Source organism: Chryseobacterium taklimakanense, from assembly GCF_900187185.1.
Taxonomy (GTDB): domain Bacteria; phylum Bacteroidota; class Bacteroidia; order Flavobacteriales; family Weeksellaceae; genus Planobacterium; species Planobacterium taklimakanense.
In genome coordinates this window covers 334,068-359,129 of record NZ_LT906465.1, presented here as the reverse complement: position 1 = coordinate 359,129, position 25,062 = coordinate 334,068, and the positions used below count along the sequence as shown (strand labels likewise).

General features: G+C 38.5%; 21 protein-coding genes, 1 tRNA gene and 1 pseudogene. 18 read left to right on the top strand and 5 right to left on the bottom strand.

Features of this window, described 5'->3' with window-relative positions; all coding sequences use genetic code 11:
* Nucleotides 1-10: 10 nt before the first annotated feature.
* The 11 genes from CKV81_RS01750 to CKV81_RS01700 all read left to right on the top strand — a co-directional run bounded on the left by CKV81_RS01750 (nt 11) and on the right by CKV81_RS01700 (nt 12,078).
* Nucleotides 11-856 carry a TssN family type VI secretion system protein gene (locus CKV81_RS01750; protein WP_258454457.1) on the top strand — a complete coding sequence of 282 codons (846 nt, stop codon included), beginning with the start codon at nt 11-13 and terminating at the stop codon, nt 854-856.
* A 20-nt stretch (nt 857-876) separates the two neighbouring features.
* The gene (locus CKV81_RS01745) at nt 877-2,022 is read left to right on the top strand and encodes a hypothetical protein (protein ID WP_095069818.1); all 1,146 of its coding nucleotides are present in this window, start codon (nt 877-879) and stop codon (nt 2,020-2,022) included.
* 43 nt (nt 2,023-2,065) lie between these two features.
* On the top strand, nt 2,066-2,737 hold the full coding sequence (locus CKV81_RS01740) for a response regulator transcription factor (protein WP_095074138.1): 672 nt from the start codon (nt 2,066-2,068) through the stop codon (nt 2,735-2,737).
* 5 nt (nt 2,738-2,742) lie between these two features.
* Nucleotides 2,743-3,282 (top strand): type VI secretion system TssO, encoded by a 540-nt coding sequence (gene tssO, locus CKV81_RS01735; protein ID WP_095069816.1) that lies wholly within the window; start codon nt 2,743-2,745, stop codon nt 3,280-3,282.
* An 11-nt stretch (nt 3,283-3,293) separates the two neighbouring features.
* Complete coding sequence (tssO, locus tag CKV81_RS01730; protein ID WP_095069814.1) at nt 3,294-3,791, top strand: type VI secretion system TssO; 498 nt, start codon at nt 3,294-3,296, stop codon at nt 3,789-3,791.
* Nucleotides 3,792-3,833: 42 nt separating this feature from the next.
* Nucleotides 3,834-4,760: a PKD domain-containing protein gene (locus tag CKV81_RS01725; RefSeq protein WP_095069812.1), complete on the top strand. Its 927-nt coding sequence runs from the start codon at nt 3,834-3,836 to the stop codon at nt 4,758-4,760.
* A gap of 14 nt (nt 4,761-4,774) precedes the next feature.
* Nucleotides 4,775-7,147: a type VI secretion system protein TssR domain-containing protein gene (gene tssR / locus CKV81_RS01720; RefSeq protein WP_095069810.1), complete on the top strand. Its 2,373-nt coding sequence runs from the start codon at nt 4,775-4,777 to the stop codon at nt 7,145-7,147.
* A 51-nt stretch (nt 7,148-7,198) separates the two neighbouring features.
* Nucleotides 7,199-8,224, top strand: coding sequence for a LysM peptidoglycan-binding domain-containing protein (locus CKV81_RS01715; protein ID WP_095069808.1), 1,026 nt, complete (start codon nt 7,199-7,201; stop codon nt 8,222-8,224).
* A gap of 99 nt (nt 8,225-8,323) precedes the next feature.
* Entirely contained in the window at nt 8,324-8,824 is a 501-nt protein-coding gene (locus CKV81_RS01710) for a DUF4280 domain-containing protein (RefSeq protein ID WP_095069806.1), read from the top strand.
* 16 nt (nt 8,825-8,840) lie between these two features.
* Nucleotides 8,841-11,201 carry a peptidoglycan-binding protein gene (locus CKV81_RS01705; RefSeq protein WP_095069804.1) on the top strand — a complete coding sequence of 787 codons (2,361 nt, stop codon included), beginning with the start codon at nt 8,841-8,843 and terminating at the stop codon, nt 11,199-11,201.
* On the top strand, nt 11,188-12,078 hold the full coding sequence (locus tag CKV81_RS01700) for a hypothetical protein (protein WP_095069802.1): 891 nt from the start codon (nt 11,188-11,190) through the stop codon (nt 12,076-12,078). The genes CKV81_RS01705 and CKV81_RS01700 overlap by 14 nt, the downstream gene beginning before the upstream one ends.
* 216 nt (nt 12,079-12,294) lie before the next feature.
* On the opposite strand, the gene CKV81_RS01695 is transcribed toward CKV81_RS01700, so the two are convergent.
* Nucleotides 12,295-13,158 carry an IS3 family transposase gene (locus CKV81_RS01695; protein ID WP_095069800.1) on the bottom strand — a complete coding sequence of 288 codons (864 nt, stop codon included), beginning with the start codon at nt 13,156-13,158 and terminating at the stop codon, nt 12,295-12,297.
* Nucleotides 13,155-13,427 carry a transposase gene (locus CKV81_RS01690; RefSeq protein ID WP_095069798.1) on the bottom strand — a complete coding sequence of 91 codons (273 nt, stop codon included), beginning with the start codon at nt 13,425-13,427 and terminating at the stop codon, nt 13,155-13,157. The genes CKV81_RS01695 and CKV81_RS01690 overlap by 4 nt, the downstream gene beginning before the upstream one ends.
* A gap of 104 nt (nt 13,428-13,531) precedes the next feature.
* Here CKV81_RS01690 and CKV81_RS13540 point away from each other — a divergent pair.
* The 5 genes and pseudogenes from CKV81_RS13540 to CKV81_RS01665 form a co-directional block, all read left to right on the top strand.
* Nucleotides 13,532-13,714 (top strand): annotated as a pseudogene (locus CKV81_RS13540) (integrase core domain-containing protein); the annotation flags it as partial.
* 546 nt (nt 13,715-14,260) lie between these two features.
* Nucleotides 14,261-15,280 (top strand): M28 family metallopeptidase, encoded by a 1,020-nt coding sequence (locus CKV81_RS01680; RefSeq protein ID WP_095069794.1) that lies wholly within the window; start codon nt 14,261-14,263, stop codon nt 15,278-15,280.
* Nucleotides 15,281-15,355: 75 nt separating this feature from the next.
* A tRNA-Arg gene (locus tag CKV81_RS01675) sits at nt 15,356-15,427 on the top strand.
* Nucleotides 15,428-15,459: 32 nt separating this feature from the next.
* Entirely contained in the window at nt 15,460-16,440 is a 981-nt protein-coding gene (locus CKV81_RS01670; RefSeq protein ID WP_095069792.1) for a purple acid phosphatase family protein, read from the top strand.
* 392 nt (nt 16,441-16,832) lie between these two features.
* Nucleotides 16,833-17,909 (top strand): DNA methyltransferase, encoded by a 1,077-nt coding sequence (locus CKV81_RS01665; protein ID WP_095069790.1) that lies wholly within the window; start codon nt 16,833-16,835, stop codon nt 17,907-17,909.
* Here the strand turns inward: CKV81_RS01665 and CKV81_RS01660 are convergent.
* Together CKV81_RS01660 and uvrA are read right to left on the bottom strand one after the other, a co-directional pair.
* Nucleotides 17,898-18,785 (bottom strand): hypothetical protein, encoded by an 888-nt coding sequence (locus CKV81_RS01660; RefSeq protein ID WP_095069788.1) that lies wholly within the window; start codon nt 18,783-18,785, stop codon nt 17,898-17,900. The genes CKV81_RS01665 and CKV81_RS01660 overlap by 12 nt on opposite strands.
* 16 nt (nt 18,786-18,801) lie before the next feature.
* A complete protein-coding gene (uvrA, locus tag CKV81_RS01655) occupies nt 18,802-21,591 on the bottom strand; it encodes an excinuclease ABC subunit UvrA (RefSeq protein ID WP_095069786.1) in 2,790 nt (929 codons plus the stop codon).
* Nucleotides 21,592-21,940: 349 nt separating this feature from the next.
* Here uvrA and CKV81_RS01650 point away from each other — a divergent pair, with 349 nt between their 5' ends.
* Nucleotides 21,941-23,752, top strand: a complete 1,812-nt coding sequence (locus tag CKV81_RS01650; protein ID WP_095069784.1) for a TonB-dependent receptor plug domain-containing protein — start codon at nt 21,941-21,943, stop codon at nt 23,750-23,752.
* 38 nt (nt 23,753-23,790) lie between these two features.
* Nucleotides 23,791-24,510 (top strand): DUF2490 domain-containing protein, encoded by a 720-nt coding sequence (locus tag CKV81_RS01645; RefSeq protein ID WP_095069782.1) that lies wholly within the window; start codon nt 23,791-23,793, stop codon nt 24,508-24,510.
* 35 nt (nt 24,511-24,545) lie between these two features.
* Here the strand turns inward: CKV81_RS01645 and CKV81_RS01640 are convergent, their stop codons facing one another.
* Nucleotides 24,546-24,989 carry a phosphohydrolase gene (locus CKV81_RS01640; RefSeq protein WP_095069780.1) on the bottom strand — a complete coding sequence of 148 codons (444 nt, stop codon included), beginning with the start codon at nt 24,987-24,989 and terminating at the stop codon, nt 24,546-24,548.
* Nucleotides 24,990-25,062: the final 73 nt, after the last annotated feature.

Below are 25,062 nucleotides of genomic sequence, written 5' to 3'. Positions count from 1 at the left end.
GTATTTGTTAATGCCTCTTTTTGCTGCGGTTATGATTTTTATGCTGGGAGCCATCCGAAAAGGTCGGCCTGCCATAAAAATTAAAACGATTATAATTTATGTGCTGGTTTGTGCGCTTGCCATCGCATTGCCGGGATTTTTGGGTTTTTCGGGGAATCAGTATAATCCTTATTGGTATCTCTTCGCAATGTTATTTTATCTGGGTATAGGAATTTTGCATGTAAATATGCTCCACAGATATTTCAGAAAGCATTATAACGTTATGTGGAAGGCTATTCTTTTTGAAGCCGTTCTCACTATTACCTGTCTTGTGGCAGGTGGATATTTATTCGCCGTGATTTTCAAATGGGTGGGGAAGGGACTTGGAAACGAATATTGGGCTGCAACCAGTGCAATGATCTTTATCATCCCACTTCTTTTTTATTACACTTATATCCAGTTCATCAGTATTCCATTTGATATTTATAAAACCTGGCAATATGATGCGGAACAGAAACCTCACGATTTTAAAGGGATTGATTTTGACAAGCTGATGGTTCTGAACGTAGAACTGAGTAAAAATGCCGAAGACCCGCAAAGGTTTAACATTAAAGCGAAAACATTACCTACCGGAATTACTTTTGGAGACTGGTTTTTCCGCGTGGTTGATGATTATAACTTTAAAAACGCAAACTCACCGATCCAACTGGTTGATGATAACGGAGTCCCATATTTTTGGATTTTCTATGTGAAGAAATCCTTTTTTAGTATGAGAAAGTACATCGATTTTGAAAAGGAAATTAGCGAAAACTCACTCACCGAAAACGAAGTAGTGGTTTGTAAAAGAGTCCTTAATTATCAGGAAGAAGGCAGGTAAAAAACAAAAAAAACATAAAAATGATAGAACCAATTAAACATTTTGCAGTAAACTGGGTGGACGGAATGAAAATCTCCCGCGAACATTTTGTACAGCAGGAAAATTTTGTGATCGATTCCATACGGGACGCCAATTCATTGCCGGTTAACAAGTTCAATTACGGATTGTTACCGGTTCATGACCATTATTCGGATAAAAATATTTATGAAATTCATAACACTGCAACCAATGATGCGCAGTTGATCATAAAAAAATTAACCGCGATAACAGTGGCAGGACACCGCATCGAAATTTCTGACCATAAAGCCAATATCAGAAGTTTAAACAAGAATACTGCTAACGATCAGGAAGATAGTGATGGCCAATTCTATATTCTTGCTTCAGTAAATCCTTTCGAAAAGATACCTTTCGGAGAAATAGATGCAGAAGAAATTCCGCCAAGGCATCCTTATTCAAAGCCCAATTACAGGATAGAACTTGTAGAAACTTCAATTTTGAACAGCAGCTATTCCGGGGGAAATTACTTGATTCTTGGGAAAGTAGCCATTAAATCCGGAATTGCACAAATTGACAATAATTTTATCCCACCGTGCACTTCGGTTGAAAGTCATGTAAAACTCGTGGAATATTATAACAGTTATTCCCATTCGATGAGCAATTTAAGGCATTTTGCTTTTAAAATTTTGCAAAAAACAGCTCATAAAAACCAGAACAACGAGTTGGCAAATAACGTAAAAACAATTTGTAAAACAATAATCGACCATGTAAGTGAAAACTATTTTAGTTTCAAAAATGTGGTGATACATCAGCCGCCAATTTTTATGATGAATATTTTCTCAAAATTGGGACTCTACATTTACAATGATACACAATTGATGATACCCGCCGAGATGGAGGAAATGCTGAATTACAGCTTGGAATGGAGCGAGGTCGCACCGCACACATTGCTAAACCAGCTTTCTGCAGTCGCTGAAATAGATTACAGCCACCATGACAGCGGCGATGTTTTTTTTAATATCCAAATGATGCTTAGGAGCCTGGAACAAATTTTAGGAAAATTAAGCGAACTGGATTATATAGGACAGCGCAAGGAAAATATCATTGTAAATGAACAGGAGGTAAGATCTACCATCGACCCTAAAAAAGGATGGAGCGTGATCGATTAGGGGAAGTACCTGCAAATATTATTCAGCTAAAAAACTAATGGTTATGGTAAACAATTCAAATACAATTACCCGTTTCTCCATTGCTGAAAACGATTACTATTTCAAGCAATTTTTACTGAAAATGTTGCTCGAGCACCCTTTGTACAGGATTGTGAACGATTGCAATAATGGAAATGAGCTTATCAACAGGCTTTACCGCAAACAGGAAGATGTTTTTATCATCAGTTTATTCATGCCTATTCTTTCGGGTCTGGAAGCTATAAAATATATACGCCAAACAGATCAGAAAACGCCTATTCTAACCTATTCCGCAACGTATCAGGACGATATGGCAGAAATACTGAACAAAATCCCCAACGCGTTTTATTGCCAGAAAAACAGCATCATTATGAGGGATATACTGCGGAACTGTATCCTCTCCAAAACATCCAGCTATGAAGAGTATAAGCGAGAGTGGGCATTGCAGTCACAAAATGTGCATGAATACATGGAGCGGCAGAAACGGCAGCAACAGGAGCTTACTGTCACCGAAATTCAGATCATAAAGCTTTGCTACGAAGGCTACAGTAATAAGGAAATTGCAGACCGAATCAGCCTAAGTTCAAGAACCATCGATACTTATATCACCCGGCTAACAGAGAAACTCGGACTGAAAAGCAAACTGGATTTAGCAAGATTTTGTGTGGAAAACGGATATTACAACTCAAGTATTTAATAAAAATGATTTCATACGGACAAAAAACACTCAACAGGAAAGATGTAAGGAAGGCAACATGGCGTTTCATTACCTCGTTTTTGGTTCTTACACTGGCTGGTTTTCTAACGGTTTTTCTCTTTTTCAAAAGCTCTAATCAGCAGAATAAGAATATGCGGAAAGATCTTGATGCCTACCACAATGTCATCGGTAAAAATGAAGCCCTCAAAATAAAAATGGACAGTATTTACTACAAATTGTCATTGCTCAATACTGACAGGGTAAGCAATCAGATCGAACTTAGAAACCAAATTTTTGAAGATTTAAACGACAGCAGAAATTTTATTGGTGAGGACAGCTTGGTTGACCTTAAACATTATACCAAGTTGCTACATGATATTGAACCCATGATTTCATTCAAAGATGAACTGATGAAGCTCAACAGCCAGGAGAACGCGGTTTACAACCAGCTGCAGGACTGTTTGGGAAAAGTGGGCCGCGCCAATGCCCAAATCGTTGCAGCGCAGCAACGGGAAACACCGAGAGGAAATTTGTTTAAAAGGTAAATTTTAATATTATGCAGGTTAGTATTACATTATCAAATAAGGAAAAAAGGCATTATTTTATCTATCTGTTGGGGATGCTTTTGTTAGCTGTCTCTGTTATTTCCTATATTGTTTTAAGCAAAGCCGGAAATCCTTTTTCAGAAGCAGATATGCATTCAGTTATGATCCTTCAGGACAAAACTAAGTTTAATGAAGCTGCAAAATCGGTTCATAAACAGATGGACAGCACTTTTGTTAAAATTAATAAAATGGATCCCGAAAAAGCTACGCCTGTCGAAAAAAATAATATTGAGGTAGGGATCACCAACATCAACCGCACTTTCGAAGGTACTACCTCTACCGACCCTCGCAAAAGTTCTTATCAGCAGATTGCAAAATTCTACGAAATGTATTATCAGGATAAGAAAAGCATTGTTACAACCAAAGAGAATCTTCAGCAGTTCGACAAGCAGCTGCAGGATTGCATGATAAGGTTCAATGATAAAAAACAGCAGATGAACCAACGGTAGAAATTCTGCAAAAAAAATTAAAAACCAAAAAATAGATGAAATATGAATTATGTACAAAAAAACAGAAGAAATATCCTGCTGATTTCCGCCGGGGTCGTGCTTTTGGTGGCACTCATACTTTTGGCGACCCAAAAAAAAGAATTCAGTTCAGATGATATTGTGGCGACAGTATATCCTATTTCGCTCAATGTTGGGGACACCCTGAAATTTGAGGACAATTCACCGTTTGGCAAATCGCACAAGTGGGTTTTTAGTGATGGATATCAGTCACTTAACAAAAAGGGACATCACGCGTTTGCGAAGGCCGGTTTCTACCCGGTTACATTATTTATTGATGATAAGTACAACAAAACTTTCAATGTGGTTGTTTCTGGGGCAGGACAGATAGTGCAGGAAAAACTTCGCCAGCCAACAATAATTGATGCACCGACACAGGCAATGCAGTTCAGCAATGTCTTTTTTAGAGCAGAAACTACAGATGCTAAAATGTTTACCTGGAAATTTGGGGAAAGCGGCGGTGTTGATGCCAGAACACAAATGGCTAGCTATGCCTTCAAAACTCCTGGAAGGTACATTGTGACGCTCATTACCGATACCGACCAGGAACCGGTCATTCACCACATCAATATTTTGCCGGCATATCCTGAAATTGAAGAAGTTGTAGCACCGCCTCCACCGCCTCCAACCGAAGCTGAAGTTTTCAGCAAGATTAATGACGATTTCCGTTATCACCTTCAGCAGATTGCCAATGGAAACAATTTTAATTACCATTATAACTATTTAAAAAATACGTATTTGTGTGGTAAGAACAATGTTTCGGTCGCAGCGAATGATAAGAATAATTCATTTTATAACTATTGCATGGGTCTGCAGTTCGACAAAAACAACCTTATCCAGGAAGTAAAAACTACTGTAGATACGGGGCAAAACTGTGTGACGAAGGTCGAAGTGAAACAGAGCAAACAATAATTAAGTAAAACGTTATGAAAATCAATTATAAAAACCCGATACTTTTCTTAGGAGCCGCATATTTACTCACTGCCTGTACGGTAAAACTGCCGTCAGAAAAGACACCGAAATCATCCTATTATGGCGTTATCGACAAAATAACGATGAACGATGGCTACCCGGCAAACCAGGAAGCGTGGATTGTTATTTCAGACCGTCACAACAATACCGTTTTTATGGATAAGGGCAGCGAAAAATCTCAAAAAGAAATAAAATTTTTAGAACCGTTATTAGTCGTTAAAAGTAAGCCATCAAAAGGACTGGTCAAAGTTGCAGAGTACAATGCAGACGCTTTGATGAAAAAACTGCCGTCAAACTCCATTAAAACCTATGGCTGGATCCCGGCCAATCAACTGTTGCTTTGGACTAATGCTGTTAAAAACAGCCAGAGTGGATTCAGTATTAAGGCTGCAGTTGTCCCTAATAGTTCAGATGTGCTGAAAAACAGCGAAAAATATTTGAAAAACGACTCTGTTTTGGTATTTACCTCACCCGACCTCAGCAAAACTACCAAAACCAAGCTGCCGGTAGGACAGCTTGTGTATATTTACAAGCATGCCGAAAATGCTAAGAGATATCTGATTGGAAAAACGCCTACAATAAAAATTGATAGTATTGATAAAAGCGTTTACGGTTGGGTGAGTTCCAATATGGTCGCGGCATGGGGAGACAGGACAGCACTTCGGGTTTCCCCGGATTACCAGTATACCGAAGAAAATAACCTGGCTATAAATAAAACAGGTGCTGCAGATTCCACAGCGCACTCTTATTTCAGACTTTCTGACTCTTACCACAGAACACCGGTAGAGAATCTCATCGCGGTGTCACCCGCCGAATTAGACAAAGAAAATAAGGCCAGATTTTTCTCCAACGCGTTGGATTACCGTAAAAACTTCGTGTATAATGTGGCCGGCAATTCACTGTATTTTGAAAGATATAAGGATATCATCAATAAAAGCAAAAATCTCAACATTGTCTTTGTAATGGACATCAGTAACGAAAATTCCCAGAATACGGCAATGGCAAAATCTTCGTTTCAGGATATCCAGCTGAAACTTAAAAATATTGAGTATTATAAAAGTATGAATTTCGGCGCTGTTTTATATAAAAACAATACTTGCGGTGAAAATGTAGCAGTTTCACCATTCACCAGAGATTTTGAAATGGTTTCTAAATTTATAGAAGAGCGCCTGAAATACGAGCAGTGCAACAGCTATGGCGGACAGCCTATGCAGGAAGGATTAAGCGTGGCGGGAGATTTACTTGCACCGTTCAGTGATGAAACCAATATAGTTGTTTTAGTAGGTTCTACGGCGGGCAATGGCTATATCAATAGCGCCGTGAGCAGCCTTTCTGCCGCCAGAGCAAAAATTATTTCTTACCAGACCATTTCCGGAGCTTCGGACACCTACAATAATTTTGTGCTTCTGTCCGAAAATCTCGTGACCAACACTGCCAAAAACATTGCCGAGTTAGAAAAAGAGCGGTCTGCAAACCAGAGTATCGTTCGAAACCGGAACAATTATAATCTGCAGGAAGGAGAAGAAGGCATATTTTCTTTGGATTATCCTAAAACCAGCATGTCGCAGGGATTTGTAATTTTTCCTAAAAAGGGGGAGATGAATTCCAGCGCATTGTTGGCAAAAGCTTTGGACAGTTTAATTTCACAGGTTACTTACCAAAACAGGGAAAGTGAAAGAACGCTGACCAGCTACTTTAAATCCGTAGTGGGTGCGTCAAAAACCGAATTCAGACCCGATTTCAGAGGTCAGTTTCCGGATGCACCGGCTAAAATACCGGTGGAAACCGCATCACAGCTCATTACTTACGAAAACCCTTTCCTTACTGATGGAACGTATGACAATAACTTTAAAGATTATTTTCCGGCGGTGCAAAAAGGAATTTTGCTTTCTGAGGAGGAATACGATAAGCTGAGAAAACTTTATCTGGAAATATATCAGCAGACAAAGCCTTTTAGTCCGGATTTTTCACAAAGCAATGCAGTGAACGCATATCTGGAAGTATTAAAAAAGAACAATATCTCTACTGACGGCTTTAGTAAGAGCAATTTCAGAAGAAGATCGATGGCTTATTCTGTAGCACATTCCACAGGTTTTGATAATGCCAATGAAGAGATGCTTTCCAGATACGAGCTTAGAGGCTGGAAAAGGTCCAAAGTGTTGTCTCAGGAAGATGTAAGATCTTACTTCAAACAGTACATGGTTTTGGCTAACCGTCTTTTGGACAATAAAAACAGTCCGAAGGTGATGATTGAGCAGAACGGAGAAATATTTTATTGGCTTAATGAGTATTTTATGCCGATGATTAACCCTAAAGAAAGTTTATAAAACAATCGGCCGAAACTAAGAAGTTTCGGCTTTTTTAGACCTTTTTTTGCTATGAAACAAGGATTTGAAATATATAAGGTTTCTCCAAATGAAACGTTAGAGAAGATAGCTGACAAGTTCGACATGAACGCTGATCAATTGCGCAGTTTTCATAACCTGTATTGCAATGAGGCGGGTTTATTGTGGTTTAACAGTTTCGTAGGAATTGAAAAAATATTGGTGCCTAAAAACTTTAAATCGGCTGCAGAAAGAAAAAAAGAGCACGAAAAATATTTCCCGCGCAATCTCCTTTTCGACGGATTTTATCATGAAACTTATCAGGTAAGGGAGGTTTTTGAGGATTATGGTAATAAAAGACTTGAAATAGAATACCAGCTTGAACTTAAGATACAAAAAGAAGAAGAGGACCGAGTTGTATATGTTCATACTGAAAATCATAGAAAAAACTTGCAGCCCGCTGACGATAAAATAAGTTCGATTTCCATTGCTTGTATGGAGGCCATAAATCCTGTAGGTTTTTTATTGGATAAAGAAGGGAAACTGAAACAGCTTGCTCATCCTGATCTCTATTTTAAAAGGTTTTCGGAAAAACGAAAAGATATTGAAGACTTTCATACTGGAGAAATCGCAGTTCTGCTTTTTGATAAATTTCAGGAAAATCTTAAAGATGAGCATTATATTTTTGAAAAGTTCAGTTCTACACTATTATTTCAATCTCTCTTTTTCGGAATGAACTGGTTTCATAAAAATAATACGTGGCTAGAAAAAAAGATTCTGAACATCAATTCATTTCCAGTAGAGATAAAATTTCAAGCCGTTTATGAACATGAAGAATCCGAATTTGCCAAAACAAAAATTAGTGGAACAGTGGCCGAACAGCTTGATATGTTGTATTTTTTGGTTGGAAAAAGAAGGAGTGAAGAAATACAAAATCCTGTTAAAGCTAATTATAATGTCACTTATTTGACAGATAAACTGCAGAAAACACTGAATTCAGTTGAAGCAAACATTACCTTTTTCGTGGATGACCGTCAGTATTCTTCTCACACACTTCATATTTCATCTGAGATTAACTGAATCGTAGTTTTACTACAATTCGTGAAATCGTTTGAAAATCCGAGTGTCTCATTTAAAATTTTTCTAATTTTAAAGTACCAAATCCTAAATAATATAAAAATGGCCGATAATGAGCACGACGGAAAATATTTCGTAATTCCACGAGGAAAGGCGAAATGCAATCAGGGCGTTACCTTCCCAAACTTCAAAGTAACGAGCCACCAGAAGCACTACTGGAACGATGCGGACGGAAATGCTGATTATCTCGCAGTTACTGAAGACGACACCACGTTTAATCCTTCAGCACAACCTTTTGGAACACAGTGCAAATTGCAGCCAACATCCAGCGGCTACAAACCCTGCAGCTACGCTCCGGCTGGAAAGTGGCAGAAATGCTATGATAAGGTGAAGGTAATGGGCAAAAGCTGCGTTACCGAAATTTCGGAACTACAATGCGTCATCGGCGGAAAAATTACTGTGATGAAACACGGTCAGCAAAGCGAGACAGGGAAGGGAAATGTAAAAAATGCCGATCCAAGGGAACAGCATGTGTATAATCCTTTTGTGGATTTCGAAGAGTTCCGGGAGGAGGTATTAGGAAAAGAGGGCGAAGCTTGGTAAAAAAAACCTTAAAATTATGGGAAAGAAAGGCGTTTCATTAATCAAGGGTGCTACCAGACCCACGGTGGGGAAACTTATCACCTACAATATTGCAGACTGGTATCCGGATACACCTGCATCGGAAAGAAGGCCACAAAATGTGACCTGGGAGCTTTTCAAGAAGCGTAAGAGTGGTAAATTTACCACGACAACAATCAAGAAGAAAGGTGTAAACACTTTTACTTTTGGTGAAGGAGCTGTGGGCAGTACCTATCTTTTACATGGATATCTGTATCATCCTGAAGGGGATGGGCTCATCATTACCCCACAACCTGCTGTGATTCCCAAGATCGAAAAAGTAGTTTTGCAATATATTGACGATACTCCTGGAGAAAAATTCAGTTTCAAGGAGAAACTGCGCTGCAAGGCATTCTGTACTAATATGCTGAATAAGGAGCTGGTCTTCACACTATGGGAAGACGATGCGAAGGATAAAGGACACGATCCAAGCAATAAAGCTATTGCCAGCAAAAAAGCAAATGTGAAAACCGACGGTATTGCTACAGCCGAATTCACGCTCACGGAGGCATTAATGAAAAAGGCGATGGAGGGTGAAGTTGATGTAAAACAACTGGAGTTTTACGTAACTGTAGAATATTTCAAACACAAAAAACATCCAACAGGAAATGTGTACGTAAATAATCCTGAAGCAAAAATTTATCCCGAGAAGAAGAGCCAGAAGAAACCTGCGACACCACCCGCTGCTCCAGGTTCACCAGCAGAGCAGAAGGGCAAGAGCCAAAAAGTAGAAAAAGGGATTTTAGACAAGATAGGAGAGACATGGGATGAGCTTTGGGATTGGTGGGAAACAAAGGGGACCGCAAAAAAAGACCAACAACCAACAGTGCAAAAGCCTAAAAGTACGAAGTCGGCGGCGAAGGTTGAAAATAGTAAAGCAACGTCGCAAACCTGCGGAGGTAAATACTGCATCAAAAAAGGAGATAAAAGCGAACTCATCAGAGAAATCAATATACGGCTTGCTGGTTTTGGTGGAAACGTTCCAACGGATGAATTTACGGATAGGACTGAAAAAATGATTAAACAGTTCCAAAAAGATTATATGAAAGTCCCCGAGACAGGGAAAATCTGTGGAAATGTTTTAAGAGCTATTGATGAGTTTCAAAGCAAGTATCCATTAAATTTCGATGAAATAAGATGTAAATGTGGTTCATGTAATGGATTTGGAAAAGAAAGAAATAGTGAAGAATATCAAAATGCTAAAATATTAGAAAAACATAGGAAATTTGAATATCCAGGTGTTCATAGAAGTTTACTTTGGTGTTATCGAGCAACATTATTTTACGTAAATAGAGATGCTCATTTAAATTTTAAAACAAAATGGGTTGAGTCTGGTTATAGATGTCATAATCACTATATTTATATTAGAGATAAAACCACCAACCATTGTGGTAAAGCATTAGATATTCATTATAATATTCTCAGTACTGGAAAAAGGACTAAGAGTAATAGTGACATGAATAAAATAAGAAAAGAAATCTTTAAAAAATATACTGGAGCGAAAGAAGATTGGAATTCAGGTAAAGATATCTTTTATTTAGAATCATTTGCAACAACATGGATTCATGTTGATGTTAGGGAATTTTCTCAAGAATATTTGGTTAAGAAGTATTTTGTGAAAAATACTTCAGATTTAAATGGCAAAAATATCATAACATTAGCAAATGAGCTTGGGTATGGGAATATGTGTTTATGTGGTGGTAATTTTAAATCTACACAACAACAAAAACCAACAAAAAATGAGAAATCTAAGTGGTCACACACAGAATTTGCAAATTTAATTGCTAAAGAAGAATCAAGAGATAATTATAATATTTGCAATCAAACAAAGGGAGGTTTGAAAATAATAAATAATTTAAAAATTGTTGAGCTAACAATAAAAGAAGTACAAGAAAAACAGAAAAATAGAGATGTTTTTGCAGTTGGTAGATATCAATTAATTCCCGATACATTGAATAGTGCAATTAGGAATTTAGGACTTGATACTAATGAAAAACTTAATGAAGAAATCCAAGATAAAATTTTCGATGAATATCTAATTAAAGTAAAGAGATCTAAAGTTATAGATTTCCTTGAAGGAAATGGAAATGTTGAAGATGCAATGTATTCATTGGCACAAGAATGGGCTAGTATCGGTGTTGAAAAAGGTAAACGCATAAGTGATAAAATTATTAAGAAAGATAAAAAAGTGGTAAAAAGAATTGTAAGACATGCAGAAGGAGGCGAATCTTATTATGCGGGAGATGGACTTAACAAATCACATATCACACCTGAACAAATGAAAAACGCACTAATTAATTCTAAAAATGAAAACAAATAATATTTTAATTCTATACATTTTATTCTCCCTATTTATAGGATGTAAAAAAAATGAAAAAAACCAAAATACAACAAGTGTTTTGGATACAAAGAAAGTAAGAAAAACTGATGCTTTAAATAATAAAATTAATGCCGTAGAGAAAATAAGGGATAAATCATTTGTTATTAGCTGCGGAACAAGTTGTGCAATGACCTACAGTGCAGAGCAAATTATAAAGAACAACTCTATTTTTAAAGTCAAATTTAATGTAGACAACTATATTAATGAAGAGCTAGCAGATACATACAAGGAAACATACTCATTTATATATGATAAATCTAATAATATTGATAAAATCCTTCTTGAAGGAACAAATCAAAATGCATTAGAGACACTTCCATATGGAGCAAAAGAATCTTTTATAGAATTTAGTAAACAGTTATTAAAACCTACAACAAATACTGGTAATTATTTTAAATTTTCAAGTTCAATTTTGCCTTATAAAAAGAAAATTGACATAAATAAAATTAATTATAATTCAATGTTAGTAAGCAATGTAAATGGTTTATCTAAATTTGCTTGTGGTGAAAAAGAAGTAAGATATATTCCATTAGATAAAAGAGAAAAAGTAAATATTATACTAGTTCCCCAAGATTGTGGTGATATGCCATATCGATTTTATTTAGTTTGTATTTATAACAATTCTGTTGTTTCAAATTTATATGTTGAAGGTGAATCTCATGAACCTGAAAGTGATGGACCTGCTGAAAAAACAAATTTTACAATAGATGAAAATTCTATATTAATTGTAAACACAATAAATAAAAATTTTGAAATCGGAGTAAATGATGAAAAAAAATACCAAATCCAAAATGATGGTAATATTGTAAAATTGTAAAGGTGTTTCATTATTTTGGAAATTTAATGTAACATATAAGAGTTGAAAACAAGGCTATGTATAGTTCCCCCCAAAGTTTGGACAGCAAATCTTAAAAGTTAAGTTTGATTTTGTGTGTTTTTGAAGGTAGCAGTTTTGCATATTTCCACATAGGAAAAATCCTTTCAAAGATTTTTCCGTGTAGTGTGGGAATGTGTAAAACTGCGTGAACTTTCATTATGCTGCTTTTTTCTCCTTTTGGTTAAACATTTGTGCAGGAACTTCGTAACCTAAGCTTTGGTGTCTCCTGCTGTGGTTGTAGTAGGCAAAATACTTGTTCAAACCAATATAGCACTCTTTTCCGTCTTGATAGGCATAAAGATAAACATTTTCATATTTTACGCTTCGCCAGAGCCTCTCGACAAAGATATTGTCCAGTGCCCGGCCTTTGCCATCCATACTCTGGCGGATGGTTTTGTGGGATTTCACATATTCGGTAAACAAGTCTGAAGTGAACTGGCTTCCCTGATCGGTATTAATGATTTCAGGCTTTCCGTAGGTTTCGATGGCTTCATCCAGAACATCGCGGCACCACTCCGCGGTCATCGTGTTGCTCAGGCTCCAGCCCACCACATAGCGGCTGTAGAGATCGATGATGGCAACAAGATACAGGTATCCGCCCCTTACCGGGATATAGGTGATGTCCATCGCCCAAACCTGGTTGGGATGGGTTATGGGCAGGTTCTTCAGCAAATACGGAAAAATTTTATGCTTTTTTCCCTTCCCTTTTTTGCTGGTGCTGGGTCCGGGAGCAGAAGCGCTGATGCCCATCAGTCGGTAAAGCCGCTCCACACGCTTTTTATTGACTAAAAGCCCACAATCTTTATTGAGCCACTGCACCATTCTGGGAACGCCCTTCCAGGGATGTTCCATAAACTCCCTGTCTATCATCTCCATCAGCTTCAGGTTCAAATCGCTCTCCGGAACTTTTTTGTAATAATGGCTGCTGCGAGAGATCTGTAAAAGTTCGCACTGCTTCTTTACGCTGATTTTTTCCCCCTTGCCGATGTGTGTTTTTCTTTCCGAGACACTCTGCTTCATGACAAGGCTTTTTTTAAAAAATCAATCTCCATTTTCTGCTGGCCGATCACTTTGTAAAGCGATTCTACATCTTCTTTTTTCTCTTCTGAAGCCTTCTCCTTACCGAAAATCTCCGCTCCGTTCTTGAGGAACTCCTTTTTCCAGGTTGTAATCTGATTGGGATGCAAATCGTGCTTTTTGGCAAGTTCGTGCAGTGGAAGACGCTCCGACAAGGCTTCTACGACAACCTTGAACTTAAACTGCGAATTGAATTTTCTTCTCTGTGACATATTGTAAATTTAATAGGTTTTTTCCAACTAAACTTACTGTCCCATTTTCGGGGGGAACTATAATCGCTGAAGTCTGGAGCAGGGTAAACGAGATCAACTTTGCTTATATCCAGCCGGGGAAACCTACACAGAATGCCTATATCGAACGCTTCAACCAAACCTACAGAAATCAGATCCTGGATGCATATACATTTGAAAGTTTGGATGAAGTAAGGAGCGTGACAGCGGAATTTGTAAGGGTTCACAACTATGAAAGACCCCATGATTCGTTGGGTGGCCTCTCACCTGTGATGCGGAAAAATGGACAGCAAGCACAGGCTAATGCCAGCACTTTTCCTGCCCGCTTTTCCACATCCGACAGCAACAGCTGTAAAATATCAAGAAAAAATTCTACTTTTGAAGAGTACTGAAAATGGGGAGTCTACATGGTGAGTCGTGAATCTGAATTTTTACGACTCACCAAAATGTTCAAAAGACGCCTGTTCATCGGAGTGTACATATTTTGAACATCTTGTGATGTGGTGCGTTTTAGAATAAATTGCTAAACCTTAAAACTCCACATATTTCGAACTACAATTTGAGTTTCTTTCTTAAAAAATTAAAGAGCAAAGACCAGAACACCATCGTTGACGCGCTCATTAACAGCGGGTACATACGGCTATGGCTGCCATTACCGACATCTTAAGATGTTTTCCTGCTGATATTCACTAAGATGTGATTCGTATCCCGTAGGACGTGCCCGCCTTCGTGGAATTATCCACAAAAGTTGCAATGTAATTTTCTGATTTTAAAAATAAATTGATATTTTTACCCTTCGCGAAATTACTTTAACTATGAAAAAAAGATTTGTCCTGCTTTTCTCTGCAGGTTTGCTCACGAGTTGTGCTGTCAATTTAGGTTACGAAGGAAAAGCTTTCAAAAAATCTTATGAATCCATTACCGTTGCAGATTTGAAGAAGCATCTTTATACCATCGCTTCTGATGAAATGGAAGGCCGCAATACCGGTAGCGAAGGCCAGAAGAAAGCCGGCAGATTTATAATCGGCGAGTATCAAAAAATGGGAGTTTCTTATCCGAAAGCGCTGGGAAGCTTTTACCAGAAAGTTCCGTCTGCTTATCTTGGAACACGTAGGGGAAATGCCTATCCCGATTCCGAAAATATCCTTGCTTATATTGAAGGGACTGAGAGGCCTCAGGAGCTGATCGTGATTTCTGCACACTACGATCACGTGGGTAAAAACGCAGCGGGAGAGGTTTACAACGGTGCTGATGACGATGGCAGCGGGACAGTGGCGCTGATGGAAATTGCGGAAGCTTTTAACAATGCAAAAAAAGCCGGGAAAGCCCCAAAACGCTCTGTGCTGATCCTGCACGTGACAGCCGAGGAAATCGGTTTGGTAGGTTCCCGATATTATTCAGAAAATCCGGTGTTCCCGCTGGCAAATACGGTGGCTAACCTGAATATTGATATGATCGGCAGGAGCGATAAGGAAAACGAAGGTAAAAATTACGTTTACGTCATCGGTTCCGATATGCTTTCTACAGACCTGAAAAAGATCAACGAGGCCGCAAACAGCGCCAACACCAAACTGGAACTGAACTACAAGTACGACGATCCGAACGATCCGCAAAGGCTCTATTACCGTTCAGACCATTATAATTTTGCGAAGAACAATGTTCCGGCGGCTTTCTTTTTCGACGGCATTCACGAGGATTATCACAAAACGACAGACGATCCTGAAAAAATTGATTACGAACTGCTGAAGAAAAGAACGCAACTGGTTTTTGCCACGGCTTGGGAGCTTGCAAACCGTAATGACAGAATTGTTGTAGACGGTAAAAATACCCGCTAAAAACTGAGTAATATCATAGATTAAATTCCTGCATTTGCTGCGGGAATTTTTAATTTTTCTTAAATTTGGCCTTCCGGCCTCATAGTTCAACGGATAGAATAGAAGTTTCCTAAACTTTAGATCCAGGTTCGATTCCTGGTGAGGCTACAACCCATTAGAGCAACTGCAATTCTTAAAATATGAGACATAAGCTTTTACTTTTAATCTGTGTGTTTCAGCTTGTATTCGGTACCGGTTTTTTTCCTGGCCAATATTATGAAACTCCTGTTAACAGGGAACTGCAGGATACAAAACTGGCTAAATCCTTTAATTTTCTCGTGATTGGCGACTGGGGCAGAAACGGCGAATTCCATCAAAAATCTGTTTCAAACCAAATGAATATTGCATCGAAAACGCTTGGTGCAAATATGATCATTTCCGTGGGCGATAATTTTTATCCGAATGGTGTTCAAAGCACTCAGGATCCGCAGTGGAAGCAGTCTTTTGAAGATGTTTACCCGCAATACGACCTCAATAAACCGTGGTACAGTGCGATGGGCAACCACGATTACTACGGTGACCTGCAGGCACAGATCGATTATTCGAAAATCAGCAGAAGGTGGAACGTTCCGGCGCTTTATTTCACGCAATATTTTCAGTTGGAAGAAAAATCGGGACAGGCGGCGTTTATATTTATCGATACCAATCCGTTTGTGAGCAAATACCGCAAGTATGATGGTATGATGGGGGAAAATGTGAAAAAACAGGACACCCAGAAGCAATTGGCATGGCTGAAATCAGAGCTTGAAAAAGCCAAAAAAATCGCCAAATGGGTTTTTGTTGTGGGGCACCATCCCTTATACACGGGCGGAGTGCGCAAAACTGCTGAAGAAACTGAAGAAATCAGAAAAATCTTCGAACCGGTATTTCAAAATTATGGTATCGATGCCTATTTCTGCGGTCACGAGCACGATCTGCAGGTCATTAATCCAAAAGGCAAAGTGTTGCAGTTTCTTTCAGGAGCGGGAAGCGCAATCAGAAAGTCCGGCGAAACCGACGGGACGCACTTTGCAGCTTCTGACGGTGGGTTCATGAGTTTCTCTCTCACTGAAAAGACATTGAGGCTTAATGTTATCAATGGTGAGGGAAAAATTCTGTTTTCAAGGGATTACAACAAATAAAAGAATCCGCCCTTTAGAGGCGGATTCAGTAGATAAAACATCTCATTTTTTTAGTTAGACAACAACAAAAAAGGAGAAGCCGACGTTGCTTCTCCTTAAGTTTTTATATTAAGTTTAATATTTTCTGAAACCGAAGAAAGTAAAACTGTTTTCACTTTGTTTCTTATTTCTATTGTAAATATAGTATTTAAAATGATACAAAACGTAAACCAAATGTTAATATTCAGTGGTTATCCACAAATTTATGTGGATAACGTTGATTATCAGTGGGTTTATTTAATTTAAGAATAAGAATTTATTTTTCTTGAAATTTTTTTCCGGTACAATTAACATCTATGAAAATTTTATTTTATAAATTTGCAGTATAACCTTGTATAATGTTGTGTAATTCTATGGGAGATTATTTGTCACTAAAAGAAACTGCTGAATTATTAAATGTAAACCCTGAAACTTTAAGGCGATGGGATAATAGCGGAAAGTTCAAAAGTTTGCGGCATCCTATTAATAATTATAGGGTTTACACCCAAGAGCAGGTCGAGAATTTTGTTAGTGATATATCAAACGAATTGATATATGTTCCAAAATTGAAATTTATAACCGAAGAAAAAGCTATTCCTTTTTTTGAAACAAAATTTGGTTCTCTTTTTAATGCGGACGCCCTTGAACTACTTCGGCAGCTTGATAGTAATTCTGTAGATTTAATATTTGCAGACCCACCATATAACATTAAAAAAGCTCATTGGGATATTTTTTCCTCACAAAATGAATATCTGGAATGGACAAGAGAATGGGTTATTGAGGCTCACAGAGTCTTGAAAGATAATGGTTCATTATATATTTGTGGTTTTTCTGAGATATTGGCAGATATTAAATTCGTAACGTCTAAGTACTTTCACAGTTGTAAATGGTTGATTTGGTTTTATAGGAACAAAGCAAACCTGGGAAAAGACTGGGGCAGGTCGCATGAAAGCATTTTATTGTTAAGAAAATCTGGTAAATTTATTTTTAATATAGACGAAGTACGTATTCCATACAATGACCATACTGTGAAATATCCGCAGAGGTCACAAGCTGACTCTTCTCAATATTCTAATTCTGCAAAAAACAATTATGTGTGGGAACCAAATCCGCTTGGTGCAAAGCCGAAAGATGTTTTGGAGATCCCAACTATTTCAAACGGTTCCTGGGAAAGAAGTTTACATCCTACTCAAAAACCTGTGGAATTATTGAGAAGAATAATTTTATCCTCGTCAAATAATGATAGCGTTATTTTAGATCCTTTTGGCGGTTCTGGTACTACCTATGCTGTGGCAGAAGCGTACCAAAGAAAATGGATTGGTTGCGAATTAAGTAAAGAATATTGTACCGCCATTCAAGATAGGATTTTAGACGAGTCGCATATACAAAGAATTTTAGTTGGAAATGATGAAATCAGTTCACAAAAAAGAAGAAAAAAATTAAGAGGTTAATAGAACGCTTAAATCATCTGCAAGCAAATCAGAAAATCTTTTCATATATCTTGAATAAGGCTCTTTCAAGGCGTTGGGAGGTGGATCAAGGTAGTAAATGCCTTCTAATTCAGTTAAAAATTTTGTGTATACCATAAACAAGCCTGAAACTAAGGTGAAACTTATGTTGCTGTCTTCCTTTCTTTGAACGTCATTCAGAAAAATACCAATAACTTTCTGGGGATGTTCAACAAAACGTTCAAGTAAAATTTTATCTATAAACATTTTTCCCATCCGGTCTTTTGAAGTTGTTTTCACGGAAACTACAATTTCTTTTTCATCAATGGAGTTATTATGTGAAGCAACTTTATCAAAGGGAGATATTATAAGGTCATTTTCGCACTTGTAAATTTTACTTCCTTCTTCAGTTTCGTAAGGTATCTGTAGAATCATTCTTTTGTTTGCAATCCCAATAGAATTAAAGATAGTTTTTATTAATTCTTCGAACCTGTTACCTACGTGTTTTCGTGCGCTGTTTTGATTAACAAGCAAATCTAATCCAATTCCTATTGATTGTTGTAGAGTATAAACAACACGATCGATAATAATTTTATCCTCCTCAGATATACTTTCTTTCTTCTTGATTTTATCAAAAACAGTGAGTAGTTTGTTATATTGTTCAAGAAAAATAGCTTTATCACCTATAAAAATTCTTCTGTTAATTGGTCGTAGATATTTTATACTTCCAGCAATTAAAGATGATTGGATTAAATAATCTCCTTTTTCCTGCGAATTGCTGATAACATTTGGTAAATAATCCATAACTCTAATTGCAATATCACGAAATTCTTCAAGAGAACTTTTTGGCTTTTGCAGATCTTTATCTAATGGTAACATATTCAAAAATATAATTTTATTTTAGCTTTTCAGCAACATATCTCGCCGTATGCGATTTTTTATTTTTGATTAAATCTTCCGGTGTCCCGGTGAAAACCACTTCGCCGCCGTGTTTACCGGCTTCGGGGCCGATGTCGATGATATAATCCGCGCACTTGATGATATCAGGCTGGTGCTCAATGACAATTACTGAATGTCCCAAATTGATCAGTGCCTGAAGCGATTTCAAAAGTTTGTTAATGTCATGGAAGTGCAGTCCTGTGGAAGGCTCATCAAAAATAAACAGAGATTTTTCGGTCGTGAAACCTTTTACCAAAAATGAAGCAAGTTTGATTCTCTGAGCCTCACCACCAGAAAGCGTAGAAGAGCTCTGCCCGAGCTGCAGGTAACCCAAACCTACGTCCTGGAGCGGCTTCAGTTTGGTGACAATTTTTTCTTCATGGTTGTCCTTAAAGAATTCCAGAGCTTCATCGACGGTCATATGCAGAATGTCGGCGATGTTTTTATCATCAAACTTCACTTCCAGGATTTCCTGTTTGAAACGGGTGCCCTTGCAGGTTTCGCATTCCAGTTCGATATCGGCCATAAACTGCATCGAGACGTTGATCACGCCTTCACCCTTGCATTCATCACACCTTCCGCCATCCACATTAAACGAGAAATGCTTGGTTTTGTAACCCATCATTTTCGAAAGTTTCTGCTTTGCAAAAAGATCGCGGATGTCGTCGTAAGCCTTCAGATAAGTCACAGGATTGGAACGTGAAGATTTCCCGATAGGATTCTGGTCGATGAGTTCAATGTTCCTGATGAGTTTTTTTGGAAATTCCACCGAATCGTAATCACCTTTTTTTCCGCCCATTCCCAGCTGTATCTGGATATCATTGGTAAGGATCTCCTTCATCAGGGTCGATTTTCCTGAACCGGAAACACCGGTGATGACCGTTAAAACTTCCAGCGGAATATCGACATCTACATTCTTTAGATTATTCTGCCGTGCACCTCTTACCTTAATAAATTCCTTTGCTTTGCGTCTCTTCGCAGGAACCTTGATTTCCAGGGTTCCGGTAAGGTATTGTGAAGTTAAGGTGTCTGCGTTTTTTAAATCCTTAAAATTACCGGCAAACACAAGTTCGCCACCCAGATAACCGGCTTCCGGTCCGATATCGATGATGTAATCTGCGGCACGCATCACATCCTCGTCGTGCTCGACAACAATTACGGTATTTCCCAAATCGCGCAGGTTCTTTAAAACTTCTATTAAATTTTCGGTATCTCTGGAGTGCAGGCCGATCGATGGCTCATCCAAAATATATATCGATCCTACGAGCGAACTGCCCAACGAAGTTGCAAGATTAATCCTTTGGGACTCACCACCGGAAAGTGTGTTTGAGGTTCTGTTTAAAGTGAGATACCCGAGGCCGACTTTCAATAAAAACTCGAGTCTGGTTGTGATTTCGTATAGCAGGCGTTTGGCAATTTCTGCATCGTGATCAGAAATTTTCAAACCTTTTATTAAGGGTAAAAGTTCATCCAGTGGCATTTCAATCATCGACTGAATTGTGTGGCCGTCAATCTTCACATATTCCGTTTCCGGGCGCAGGCGCAGCCCCTCACAGGTTGGGCATGTCGTTTTTCCGCGGTAGCGGGAGAGCATCACACGGTACTGAATTTTGTATAAATTTTCTTCAACCATTTTGAAGAAATTGTCAATACTTGGAAAGCTTCTGGATTTATCGCCTTTCCATAAAAACTGTTTCTGTTCTTTGGTCAATTGATGGTAAGGTTTATGAATAGGGAAGCCACCTGCTTTTTTGATGAATGCTTTTTTCCATTCGCTCATGCTTTCTCCTTTCCAGGAAGCAACCGCATCTTCAAAAACAGAAAGGTTTTTGTTGGGAATCACCAAATCTTCATCAATACCGATTACTTTTCCGTAGCCTTCGCATTCCGGACAGGCGCCATAGGGGTTATTGAAACTGAAAAAATGGACATTCGGTTCCAAAAACTCCATACCGTCCAGCTCAAATTTATTGGAGAATTCGCGGATTTTGCCGGTATCAGGATTTTTCAGGGAGAGGTAACCGCGCCCCTCGTAGAATGCCATTTGGATAGAATCTGCAAGTCGCTGCAGGAAGCTCTCGTCCTCCTCATAACTGAAACGGTCAATCACCAGGTGTATTTCCATATCTTTTTCCGGAACGAACCCGAAACTTTCCAGGTCTTCAATTCCGGCCACATTCCCATTGATTTCAAGCCTGGTGAAACCGGAAACTTTTAAGGTGTTCAGAAGTTCTCCGAAATGGTCTTTATCAAAAATTAAAGGCACGCGAAGCAGAAAAACCGAACCTTTTTTCTGATTTTTAATATAATCCACAACATCGCTCACGCTGTCCTTTTTCACTTCCTCACCGGAAATGGGAGAGAATGTATGTCCGATTCTTGCGAAAAGCAGTTTCAGGTAATCGTAAATTTCGGTAGAGGTGCCGACTGTGGAACGCGGATTCGAAGAAATAACCTTCTGCTGAATCGCGATTGAAGGTGCCAAACCTTTGATATCGTCCACCTTCGGTTTCTCAAGTTTGCCCAAAAACTGTCTGGCATATGAGCTCAGACTTTCAACGTACCGTCTTTGTCCTTCTGCATAAATGGTGTCGAAAGCGAGTGATGATTTACCGCTGCCGGAAACACCTGTAATCACCACAAGTTTGTTTTTTGGAATGGTGACGTCAATGTGCTTTAAATTGTTGAGATGCGCATTTTTAACGAAGATTTCCTTCTTTATATCGATGTGTTCTGCTGTTGCCATTGTGAAAATTGAGACCTGCAAAAATACGGAAAAATTACGGCTTGGGTTAGCCTGAACAGCTCCCGTATTTATAAATTTTTATAGTATATTTTTAGTTAAAATCTTGCTTTAAAAATTGTATATCGGAAAAACACAGGTTTCAGTGCCAGAATTTTTCTTATTTAAATGACAACCCATTCCGTTTTATTCAATACATAATATGAAATTATTTTCATAAAAAGTGTTTTAGGATTAAAAAATTCTTAAATATATTTGCTGCTTTATTTTTCGCAGAAGGCGATTAATACAAATGATCTTAAAATTAAACTGATTTTTGATTCAATAATTTTTTATCATATAAAATAGAAAAATGAAAAAAAGAATTTTTGCAGCTTCATTGCTGATGTTTTTTGGATGGGCATTTTCACAAACCGGTGAAACCTCAATCGAAAGCGTGGAAATACAGGGGAAATTTCTGAATCTGCCGTATAAAAAAGTCAACGAAAACATCATTGTAATCCTGAAAGATGAACTGAAAAATTCTCCAGCCAACAGCATTGATGAACTTCTGCAGCAATTCGCAGGCATCGATATCAGAAGACGCGGCTCCAATGGCGTACAGAGTGATGTTTCTATACGCGGTGGATCCTTCGAACAGGTGCTGATTCTCTTGAACGGAATCCGCATGAATGATTCACAAACTGGTCACAATTCCCTGAATATTCCGGTGGATTTATCGAATATTGAAAGAATAGAGGTGATGAAAGGCCCTGCTGCAAGGCGTTTCGGAAACGGGCCGTTTGCGGGTGTTATTAATATTGTAACCAAAACCTCGTCTGACGAAACCGTGAAGGTTTCTGCAACCGGCGGCGATTTTAAAACTTATGATTTGGGACTGAACGCCACTTTCGGAAATGAGAGTTTTTCAAATATTTTACAGGCTAATTCCGGCAGTTCGGAAGGTTACAGACATAATACCGACTACAACATCAACAACGTTTTTTACCAAAACCAATACCAGATAGGCGAGGGGAAACTGCAGTTTATGGCTGGTTTTTCTGAAAAGAAATTCGGTGCCAACGGATTCTACGCCTCGCCAACAGCTACGGAACAATACGAAGAAACTCAGGCCTCTGTCGTGGCTTTGAAACATCAGCAAAGCTTTGGAAATTTTAATTTAAATTCAAATATTTTCTGGAGAAGGGCACAGGACATGTATCTCTTTAACCGTCAAAAACCGGAAATTTACCGAAACATGCATATCGGAAACAATGTGGGGGCAGAGGTGAACGGAAGCTATAAATCTGAACTTGGAACCACGGGAATCGGTGCAGAATTCCGGAAAGAGTTTTTGTCGAGCAACAATTTGGGCGACCGGGAACGCACGATTACACAGTTGTTTTTTGAGCATCATTTTTCTTTGATGTCCAACAAACTTCAGGTGTCGCCGGGAATTTCATGGGCCAGTTATTCTACCGAAGGAAATTTCTTTTATCCGGGACTTGATGTAGGTTTTGACATTAATGAAAATCACAAACTTTATGGAAATGTGGCAAAAGTTCACAGAATTCCGACCTTCACCGATCTTTATTACATCAGCAAAACCGAAGAGGGAAATCCTGATTTGAAGCCTGAGAACGCAATATCATACGAAATAGGTTACCGTTTTCTGAAGAATAATCTACTCATCAGTGCAGGCCTCTTTGGTAGAGATACTGAAGATGCCATCGATTGGGTAAAAAGTACTTCTGCTGATAAATGGCGTGCCGTAAATTCAGGAAACATCGTGACTAAAGGTGTAGACGTGGAAATAAAACAAAGCTTTGACAGTTTTGTGAAATCCTACTCGCTGGGCTATACTTTTGTTCACAACAAAGAATGGAACCGTCCGGCATTTTCCAAATATGTAATGGACAATCTGAAGCACCAGTTCGTGGCAAAATTTGAAAACCGGATTCTGAAAAACCTCACCAACCAACTGGTTTACAGATATAACGAAAGGGCAAACGGCTACAGCTACAACCTTTTGGACGAGAAACTGACTTACAGACTGAACAATACAGAATTTTTCGTTCTCGTCAACAACATCACCAACACGGATTATACGGAAGCTTTCGGCGTGCCGATGCCAAAGCGCTGGTTCCATGTGGGCTTCAGTTGGGATATTAATTTTAATAAATAAAGGGAAATGTCTTTTAATATTTATAAATTTGCTGTCCTATGAGGACAGCATTTTTATTTATTTTTCTCTCAGTATACAGCTTAGGTTTAGCACAAAATGAGCATCTTTCGAGCTTCAGTTCAGTAACGCTGACCTACAAGATCCACCCTAAATTTTTTCTTTACGGGGAAGGGCAGCTGCGCGCAATCGAGGATTATTCAGTACCGGATTATTATGAGCTGAAAGGTGGCGTAGGTTATTACCTTAGTGCAAACCACAAACCTTTTATAGGACTCGGAAGATATGTAAACTACAAAAACCGGGAATTAAGCAAAGAAGAATTTCGTGTGTGGCTGCAGGATATCATTGATGTAAAAAAAGGTGTCGTAAAATTTGAAAACCGCTTCCGCGCCGAGAAAAGCTGGTTTTACGAACCTCAGAAAGATTTAAACAGCGGCAGAACGCGTTTCCGCTACAGGCTGAACATCTCTGTGCCGCTCAACCGTGAAAAAATAGAACCGGGAACTGTGTTTGCCAACACGTACGACGAACTGTTCTTCACACCTTCAAAGACAGAACCTGTTTTTTCCAGAAACCGTCTGTATGGCGGAATTGGCTATCAGGTTGATGAAAATTTCGGTTTGGCATCCGGTTATTTGTGGCAAAGGGAATTTGCTTCCGCAGGTAACCGAAACCTGCATTTTATTTATTTGGCGCTCAACATCAATATCGACGGTACGGATGATGACAGGGATTATAACTTCCCCGGAGCCGATTAAAACGACAAAAGCTCCACAAATGTTGGGTCTTTTATTTAATATTTCTCGGTCAGATAACGGTAAGCCTTCAGATACTTGTTGAGCCGTTTCAGATCTTTTTCGGTAAGCGGACGGTTGATTCTGGTGATGTCCATATTATCGCGCAAATCATTCAGTTTTACAGCTATGGACAGCGGAGATCTTTCGGTTCTTAAAATAAAATCCTCATAATTTTCATCAGGACTGGTTTTAGTAAGACATTTTATAGCGAAAAGGATATATTCCGGGAAACCTTCTGCACGCAGAAAATCGTAATCATAGTCTGGGCAGTCTTCAATCAGGTCATGCAACGCACCCACGATTTTTTCGTCTGTCGTTCTGCCGCTGTTGGATACCCTCATCACATGCCCAATATAAGGTGCGCCGTACTTGTCTTTTTGTCCTTTGTGCGCTTTGTCGGCAATTTTTATGGCTTTATATAAAAGTAGTTCCTTGTTCATTCCTTTAATTTCTATGGTAAAAATAAAAAAAATGGACTGATTTGCTGGCGAAATTACAGGTATAGTTTGCTTT